Raw genomic sequence first — 8,835 nt, 5'->3', positions numbered from 1 at the left:
ATGTGGAATCGGAACTGGGGCACTTCCTGGTCGACATTCGCACGCGCATGATGGGGCTCGATATTCATTTGCTGCCCCTGCGTCAGAGCAAGCAGGACATTCTACCCCTGGCAGCATTGGCTTTGTCCAAAAAGAATATTCACCTGGATGACGAAGAATTTGATCAACTCGTGAAAAAATTGCATGAGTTTCATTGGAAGGGCAATATTCGGCAACTCTTCAAGTCGATCGATGCCTGGATACTGACCTGCGAATTCCAGGACCTTCCGTTGACTGTAGAAAACTTCCCGGTTTTCAAAGGTATGCTGGAAGGACCACCGGAATCCAGTGCCTCTCCGGCTCAACCGATCTTTGAATTTGATCAGCTGGTGCAGCGCGACAGTGACTTTGACGAGGCGATTTCCTGGGTTGAAAAAACGATCCTTTCTCATGCCCTTAGGCGTCATCCCTCGGTCGCAGATTGCTGCAAGGCGCTGAACATCTCGCGCTCAGCGATGGACGCCCGACGCCGGAAATATGGGCTCTGACGGCACGCTCCTTGCTCTTGTTGGGGTAAAGGAGGATGATTTATGTCCCACGACGATTTTATCAAGGCCCTGGAAGATTTCGATGATCAATTCGAAAACAATTCTGAAACCGATCAATGGCGAAAAGATGCTGATATAAAAGATGACTATTCCACGATCAACTGGTAAAGCAGGCCTCTTACTCTCACCGGAAAACCCCAAAGCGCAAGTCAATGGCGTTCGGTTGAGGAAGTATGTAAAAGGGCTGAGAATTTTTTCTCAGCCCTTTTCTTATTGGTATTTGGTCGAATAAAATAAAAATCGCAGCTCCTATATGAAGTTATTAAGAAATTTAGACGTTTAACTTCGGAGCGTGCGATGAATAATCTTGATCATTTTATAACTGTCTTTAGATCGACGCTAAAATTGTCATTGAAAACTCCGACAGGTAGTGCATGGTTGTCGTTGACAACTTTAGCCAGGACACGGCAGGAGTAAAAAAGAGTTCGAACAGCTTTTTCATAAACTCAGGTAGGACAGAAGCAGCATTGTGGTCAAAAGGCACGCATACCTGGATTGTCCGGATCGAGGATTCAGTCCGGAAGAAATTTTGGACCTTTGCGAAGGATCAGGGCGGCGCCTCGATAATAAAGCGGCGACGGCCAAACCTGACTCATATGTCTGGCATTGCAAAGACGGTAGAGGCGTCGAGATTGTTCTAATCGAAACGATTGAGGCGCCTCGTTCCAGGGAAATACTTTTGGTCATCAGCGCTTTCAGTCGATTGAAAGGGTAATCATATGAAATCAGTGATCATCGATAGGCTGCCTTACAAGACTCCTTGGGAGAAGGTGTGTTTCGAGTTGAATCATTTCTGGATGATGATGATCTCGAAGCATATCTACAAGGCAAAGACATTGGTCTATTGGATCATGGATTGAATGGAGATGATATCGGGAGAATGTCGAGATCGATCGCTCTAAGTTTTATAGAAAATAATTATAGAACTGTTCTGTTTAAGGAGAAGTCACTTTCTTCTGCGGAGCTCAAGGCGATACAGGAAGTTTTAAGAGTAAAAGCTAATCAGTTTGCAACAATTCTGGGCCTGGATAAAGGATCTCTATCAAATATCCTGCGAGATAACAGGGAAATGCAGCATTCTACACAAATTCTGGTCATGGAGAGATTAGGACTTGAATTGAGCCGACCTGGTTCGATTAAAGCCATGTTGGAAGACAGCCAGAATGAAATAAAAGTGGACGATGTCGCCAAAGCTGTTATTGAGAGAGTTCACTTTTCAAAGCCAGCAGCTTAATTGTGAAATAAGTCAAAGCTAAGCTGCGGACATACTCAGTGACAAAAAAGGACCTTAGTAGTCAAGGGGTTCGGACAGGACAAATTGGTGGAAGGGACAAGCAGTCTAATTGAGAAAGTTTCGCCAAGAACCTTTGAATTCCTGTTGAATGAACAAGGCTATACACGTCCTGAACCAGATGCCGTGGAATTTCATGGGCTCAACATCGATAATTTTAGAAATGCAATTGCCGATTTTGAGGCAGGCAATTCCTTTACCTCGCACTCCACAGGCCTTATGATGGGCAGTACTTCGCGAGGAAAAAAGGACGGGAAATGGACCCATGAGGATAGGGCCTATGCCGCGATGATACAAGGCGTAAAGAGGGGCGTTCAGGCTGCAGGTGTTGGGCTTTCTGCTGGGGGTGTTGTAGGGAGTGCTGTCCCCGGTGTCGGAACCGTCGCGGTTGGGCTCGCTGGGGCAGTAATGGGTGGCACGATCGGCACAATCTATGGAGTAATGGAAGGAGCCAATAATCCGGAGCTCAGCGGGATTCCTCCGTCAGGTATCGAAACAAAAACCTCAACAAAAACTGAAGTGGGTCTCACCAAGTCTGAGGCGGACGAGAAATCAGGAATTACTACTACTACTACTCCCAAGAAAACAACGACAACAGTTACCACGAAAAACTTGGAAACTGGTGAGGAAAACGAAGTAACTACAGTAGTAGAAAAGAAAGAAGTGATGCACGATTGCTCAGCTGGTAGGGTATGCGTCCTGAGTGATATTAAGAAGGATGGAGCAGGTTGCGATAAGCCTGATGACGGATATGGTGACGTGGCAATATCGAAAGATGCTCAGGAAAAAGCACACAAGAAATTCCGTGAAAGATTAAGAATCATGCAGGACGCTTTGATTCTGACGCTTGAACCCAGGTTCAAAAGCAGCGATGGTATGAACAAGGCTTACCTTGAAGCTTTGCGAATGTCGCTTGTAAGACCTGCCACACCAGATGAAATGAACAAACCGCGCGGACCTCTTGACGGAAACTTTCGTCCTGAAAACCCTCTCCTGGATCCAGTCCGTGATCGTATGAGAAAGATAGGTTTATGAAATATGATATTTGGGACTCACTAAAGTATGTTTTAGCTGGCATCACTAGGCGCGATCGTCGGTTGTTGATGTTTATTTTGGCCATTTTCCTGTCTTTTATTGCGATAACTATAGGAGCCGGCATAGCGTTTGATAGACCTATTCACTGGGCCAATGTCAGGGAACATATCTTTATTCTAGCTTTGGTAAGTGTCTGGCTTTTGCTCTTGCAATCTCTAACCACCGTTGGCGAGCTTCGGAAGAAATACAAGGACTGACCAATTTTTCCGCTGTTTGACTCGGGAAACACTTTTCAACTCATGTTTACCGAGTCAAATGGCCAAAAAATCCCGAATCCTTGCCGTCCCCCAAATATGCTCCGAAAAAAAACTGGTTCTGTTGAGTCTCCAGACAGTACACGAGAGAAGGTCCGGCTCGACGAGTCATCAAGCAGCCATCGAGTAGAAGATCTCAGCAGAGGTTTTACCCTCTCTTCCGATCTGACGCTTCCGAATGATCCTCATCGACTCAAAGCCACCAATTGTAATCCTTGCAGTTCGAAAAGTTTTGAAGCCCAGCGTGGGCCTGTGGTCCTGCTCGATAAAGTTATTTATATATTTGTTCTGCCGAATCTCGATATCGGTGCCTTGCTCATGAGCCGGCCTCCCGAGGTTTCCCGGAGAATACCACGGACTTACCCAGGCGCAACAGAACCGAATAACCTTATCGAGCAGGATCACAGGCGAGTTCGGCAAAGGACAAGGCCCATGCTGGGCTTTAAAACCTTCATGTCGGCCGCGAAGACCATCGCCGGAATTGAGATGATGGTCATGATCAAAAAAGGCCAGCTGGATATCCAGGGCTCCACTCCATTCGAGCAGTTTTACGCTCTCGCAGGATAACTGCGTCCGGGGAATGATCCCTTCAAAACCTCACTTCGGCCTCGAAAATGTTTACGACAGAGCCCGCCGCGCTGTCTCCTCCCTATTCCTAGAGCCTCTGCGCACTCCCGTGAGGATTTTCCCTCATCGTACAGCTACAGGGGGCGAGCACGCTTGAACACTCAAACAGGTAATTCGCCTCCGCTCAATATTCGCCGAAGTATCCGGCGGTCCTCTTTTTGCAGTTCTATCCCAAGTTTGGGTCGCCCACGTGGCGATGACTTCTTCCTTGAACTCATGGGGAAAGAAAAGCATTCTCGGGAAGATTGTCAACACGTTTTAAGCCTCATATTCAATAAGCCGACGCACTGGGCAGGTCAAAAGCTCTATTTTTCAGCGAATGCCTAACACTGAATCGGGACCGTAGATCGGGAAATCCGCATGCGGCATTCTGAGGAGGGATTTCCTGGGGCGACTCACGAGGGTCGACTAAAATATCCGGGCGAAAAGGACAAAAAGGCGCCAAGTCTGCGAAAATGTGGCGACAGAGTAAAAATGTTTTTGCTACCTTAGAACAAATTTTCCTCCTAAAAAGGGGTTATCGCCATGAGCCATGGAAAACCAGCCGCTTCCTTGATGATCCGATCGAAGCTCGATCAGGAGTATCACTTCATCATCAACCCCGAAGCTCTTGGCGCTATCCAATTCCTTTATCCACTCGATGAAGGTCGGAAACTGCTGATGAAACAACGCCTAGAAAGAAGACGAGAACGTTTTACCAAACACAAGAGCTTGGGCTTTCTCGATCCCAACGATGTGATTGAAGGCACCCATATAAAAGTCCAAGATGCCCGTGATGGAAAATTTGTTGGTTCAGCGATTCCCCATGACTTGAAGCGGCAGTGGATTCAAGGTACCGGCCCAGCTACGAAACCCCATGCTGACCTGCAATCGAGCTTAAGAAATGTGGCTTATGCCCTGCTGTCAGGTGCAGATGGCTGGATGTTTGACGGCGAGGACGCCTTGGGACAGATCGAAACCATGTCCTTGGATAATCAACGCAATTTAAAATTGGCCATCGCCAAAGATCCACTTTTCATGACGGTGGCTGCTGATGTCGCACAAGAAATGAACCGCTGGGCTCAAGGTTTTTTTGCTCGGGATATCATCCAAGACTGGCAGACGCAATTAGATTATACCACAAGGATCTTTCGCCCACGCGGCCTGCATCTCGACGATCGGCATTTCACATGGGGTGACGGTTCAACAGTCGGTGCTTCCTTGGTCGACCTTTGTCTCTATGTCGTGAACAATCATCGCAGCCTACAGCAAGAAAATCGTTCCATCGTCCTCTATCTGCCAAAAATTCAAAGAGCCGCGGAAGCGGCCTGCTGGAATAAGATTCTCAATGAACTGGAGGATTATCTAAAGCTGAAGCGCGGCGCACTCAAAGTTTATGTACTGGTCGAGCAATTAGAAGCAGCCTTTCAATTGATGGAAATACGCGCCGCACTCGGACCACACTTTGTGGGCTTTAATACCGGACGCTGGGATTACATCAATAGCGTGGCCGATGCCATGGCCTGGGATCAAAATTTTGTCAATCCCAATATCGAAGCTATCACAATGACCTATAGCTATATGCGGGAATATGAAGATTGTGTCCGGCGCTGTGTGAACACACCGGACATCGAAGGGCGCTACGCGCTTTGGCAAGGAGGTATGGAGCCCAATATTCCCGTCGGTACGGAATCGGCGGTTAAAAATGCCATGGTTCGAGCCGTCGCGGGGGCTCAGCGCGAGCAGGATGCGGGTGCGAGCGGCAAGTGGGTCGCCCATTGGAAAATGGTGCATATCGCCCGTGAAGTTTGGCAGAAGGTTGGCAAAGATAACCAATTGGGCCGCTCGTTTCCACGTCTCGGCTATGGTGCTGAGGACGCCGCCCGACTCACAGCCTTAGAGCCCGCCCCTCGAACCGTTGATGGCGCTCGCGGTCTGCTCAGTATCGGCCTGCAATATGGCAACGCTTTTCTCACCGGCCATCAAGCGGCTGCCTTAAAAGCGGCCGATCATTTCGGTGATGCTGGCGTGCTTTATCTGATGGAAGATATGGCCACGGGAGAGATTCGCACCAGTATTCTTTGGGAGTGGCTGCACAAGGGCGCCAGGCTCACCGAGGATGACACGCGCAGCGGCATCCTTAAAGGTGATACTTTCAGCCAGGAGCTTTGGAAGAAACTTTTAACCGAAGAATACGATAAACTATTAAAAGCCAACCCCAAAGACGTGCATGAGGACTCCAAGACAAAAACACTGCCTATCGTCCGCGAGATCATGCAGGCCCTGGTCCTCTCGCCGATCAAAGCCCCCTGGTATGTTGATTTGCTTAATCTGAATATCGGTAACTATGATCTGGAGGAAGCGAAAAAAAGAATCCAGCTGTATTTCAATGAATTAGGGCAGAGCAATACCAGGGTCACTCGGAACGTTGATTTTCATAAATTCTAGACCTCGTACCTAAGGTTGCCAACCTTTTCGATCACGTTTGCATCTCTCACCGAGCAACTCCAAGATAAGGTAAAAACGCATGGAAAAAGAATTTTACGAAGAAATCGAACGCACCAGAAAGTGGTTTAAGAGCGAAAGGTTTGCCGGTATCACGCGCTTTTACTCCCCTCGACAGGTTGTCGAGCAGCGCGGCACGATCCGTCGTGAGTACTCTATTGCCAAAAAAGCTGCCGAGGAATTCCACGACTTTCTCCGTGCTTCTTATAAAAAAGGCCTTTCGATCACCACCTTTGGACCTTACTCTCCTGGTCAGGCCGTGATGATCAAGCGTCAGGGCATCAAGGGGATTTACTTGGGAGGCTGGGCGACATCGGCAAAAGGATCCGCTGATGAAGATCCAGGTGCTGACCTCGCATCCTATCCCCTCAGTCGCGTTCCTGATGAGGCCGCGGCCATCGTTCGGGCGCTCGTCGCCGCTGACAAGAACCAATATTTTACTCGCGCACGCATGAGCGACGAGCAGGCGAAGAGTACTCCAGTCTATGACTATCGGCCTTTCATCATCGCCGACGCCGATACCGGGCATGGTGGTGACGCACACGTGCGTAACCTGATCAAGCGCTTTGTAGAAGCGGGAGTCCCCGGCTATCATATTGAAGACCAAAAACCCGGCGCAAAAAAATGCGGTCACCAGGGTGGGAAAGTTTTAGTGACCGTGGACGAGCAGATTAAACGGCTCAATACTGCGCGTTTCCAACTCGATTTGATGGAAGTGCCCGGCATCATCGTCGCGCGGACCGATGCCGAATCGGCGACTCTTCTGGAAAGTATCGCTGATGAGCGTGATCATCCTTTTGTCTTAGGTTCGACTAATCCCGAAACTCCAGCATTTAAGATATGCTATCTCTATATCTTGAAGACCTTTCATGAGCAAGGATTCGAGGACATCAACGGTCATCTCATCTATGATCTCGCGGCCCATCGCTTTGAAGATGCTGAGGGTTTCTTTAAGGAGTCCGGCCTAGCGACTATGCTGCTAGAAAAAATCGCCAAAACCAAATCAGACAAAAATGCCCATGTCGAGAGCATTCTCGATGATGCCATCGGTGCTTTCGCCGAGACCTGGGAAAATCATGCGAACGTAAAGACATTTGGCCAAGCGGTCTTTGAAGTTCTCAAAATGCGCCTTGAAGAAGGCATGCAAACCGCCATCGATCCAGCGGATTGGCTCAAATTCGCCAAAAAAGCCCCACTGGATGAAGCCAGGAAAAAAGCCTTGAGCCTTGGCATCGATGTATCCTGGGATCCGGAAAAGGTTCGTACACCAGATGGCTATTATCAGGTTAAGGGTTCCATTGAGTATGCGATTGCCCGTTCGCTCGCCGTCGCTCCTTATACTGACATCATCTGGATGGAAACCAAAACTGCAGATTTGAAAGATGCCAAAGAATTTGCTGAAGCGATTCACCACGAATTTCCCAATGCAATGCTGGCCTATAACCTCTCACCATCGTTCAACTGGGATACCACCGGCATGAACGATGAGCAGATGAAAGCTTTTCCCATCGAACTTGGCAAAATGGGCTTTGTCTTCAACTTCATTACCTATGGAGGCCACCAGATTGATGGTTTGGCTTCCGAAGAATTTGCCTTGGCATTGCAGCAAAACGGGATGTTGGCCTTGGCAACTCTGCAGCGTCGCCTCCGCCTGATTGATTCTCCCTACAAAACACCGCAAACCTGGGTGGGTGGCAATCGCTTTGATGCCGCTCTCACGGCCAGTTCGGGCAATACATCCACCACCCGGGCCATGGGCAAGGGTTCGACTCAAACCCAGCATCTGGTGCCGACCGAATTCCCGATCAAGACTTTGGACCGCTGGTTGGCCTGCTGGCTCACGTATCATAAGATTACGGACCAGCTGCATGCCCGGCTGCGTCCCGTGACTGGGTCCTCCGACTTACTCGAGCTGAGCGTCTGTGATCAAAAAGAAGAGAAAATCGCCAGCGTGATTTTCACCGGTATCCAGGATCGCCAGGGTCGTAATATTCTTTCGATTCGCAATCAGTCGACGAAAAAAGTTGAGTATCGCAAAAAACGTCTGATGACGTTGATGCAGAGTTTTTTAGTGCATCGCTATAAATCCGATTCTATTCATTACCTGGCCCCGACAGAAGACAACCATCGGGCGGTTGAAGGTATGAAGAAACTCGGATTTTTCAGCGAGGTGAAAAGTGAAGTCGGCGATATCATCGTCGCCAATGTCAACAAAGCCTTCCAGAAAAAATTGCTCGAAGGCGATGCCGAAATCCAAGAGATGCTAGCTCGCAACTAGTGGGTCATTTGGCTTGCATGAACTCTCTCGGCATAGGGCCCCGGAAAGAAAGCTTAAGGATTAATCAAGGCACCCATATTTTAAACCTCTCCACCCAAGCCAGGGGCTATGGATGGAGATTCCTGGCCTTCGGGCGTTCAGCGCTTCCCTGGCCGGTCGGGCACCAGGGCTCTTGCTGAGGCTTACTCGGCCTTTTTCCCGATCTCTCCAGGGAAGACG

At 48.9% G+C, this 8,835-nt stretch carries 6 protein-coding genes and 2 pseudogenes; all 8 read left to right on the top strand.

Going from position 1 to position 8,835, the window contains the following annotated elements; translation table 11 throughout:
* Positions 1-527: pseudogene (locus VE954_RS15825) on the top strand (hypothetical protein); the annotation flags it as partial.
* A gap of 42 nt (positions 528-569) precedes the next feature.
* Positions 570-695 carry a hypothetical protein gene (locus VE954_RS15820; protein WP_324954424.1) on the top strand — a complete coding sequence of 42 codons (126 nt, stop codon included), beginning with the start codon at positions 570-572 and terminating at the stop codon, positions 693-695.
* A 664-nt stretch (positions 696-1,359) separates the two neighbouring features.
* Positions 1,360-1,821, top strand: a complete 462-nt coding sequence (locus VE954_RS15815; RefSeq protein ID WP_324954422.1) for a hypothetical protein — start codon at positions 1,360-1,362, stop codon at positions 1,819-1,821.
* 87 nt (positions 1,822-1,908) lie between these two features.
* Positions 1,909-2,913: a hypothetical protein gene (locus VE954_RS15810; RefSeq protein ID WP_324954420.1), complete on the top strand. Its 1,005-nt coding sequence runs from the start codon at positions 1,909-1,911 to the stop codon at positions 2,911-2,913.
* Positions 2,910-3,170, top strand: a complete 261-nt coding sequence (locus tag VE954_RS15805; RefSeq protein ID WP_324954418.1) for a hypothetical protein — start codon at positions 2,910-2,912, stop codon at positions 3,168-3,170. Before VE954_RS15810 ends, VE954_RS15805 begins: the two co-directional genes overlap by 4 nt.
* A gap of 438 nt (positions 3,171-3,608) precedes the next feature.
* Positions 3,609-3,794 (top strand): annotated as a pseudogene (locus VE954_RS15795) (DDE-type integrase/transposase/recombinase); the annotation flags it as partial.
* Between the two features lie 585 nt (positions 3,795-4,379).
* A complete protein-coding gene (locus tag VE954_RS15790; protein ID WP_324954417.1) occupies positions 4,380-6,281 on the top strand; it encodes a hypothetical protein in 1,902 nt (633 codons plus the stop codon).
* Positions 6,282-6,360: 79 nt separating this feature from the next.
* Positions 6,361-8,616, top strand: a complete 2,256-nt coding sequence (locus VE954_RS15785; protein ID WP_324954415.1) for an isocitrate lyase family protein — start codon at positions 6,361-6,363, stop codon at positions 8,614-8,616.
* Positions 8,617-8,835: the final 219 nt, after the last annotated feature.

The sequence above is a fragment of the Oligoflexus sp. genome (genome assembly GCF_035638955.1).
Taxonomy (GTDB): Bacteria; Bdellovibrionota_B; Oligoflexia; order Oligoflexales; family Oligoflexaceae; genus Oligoflexus.
This window is presented reverse-complemented; position numbering and strand designations above follow the sequence as displayed.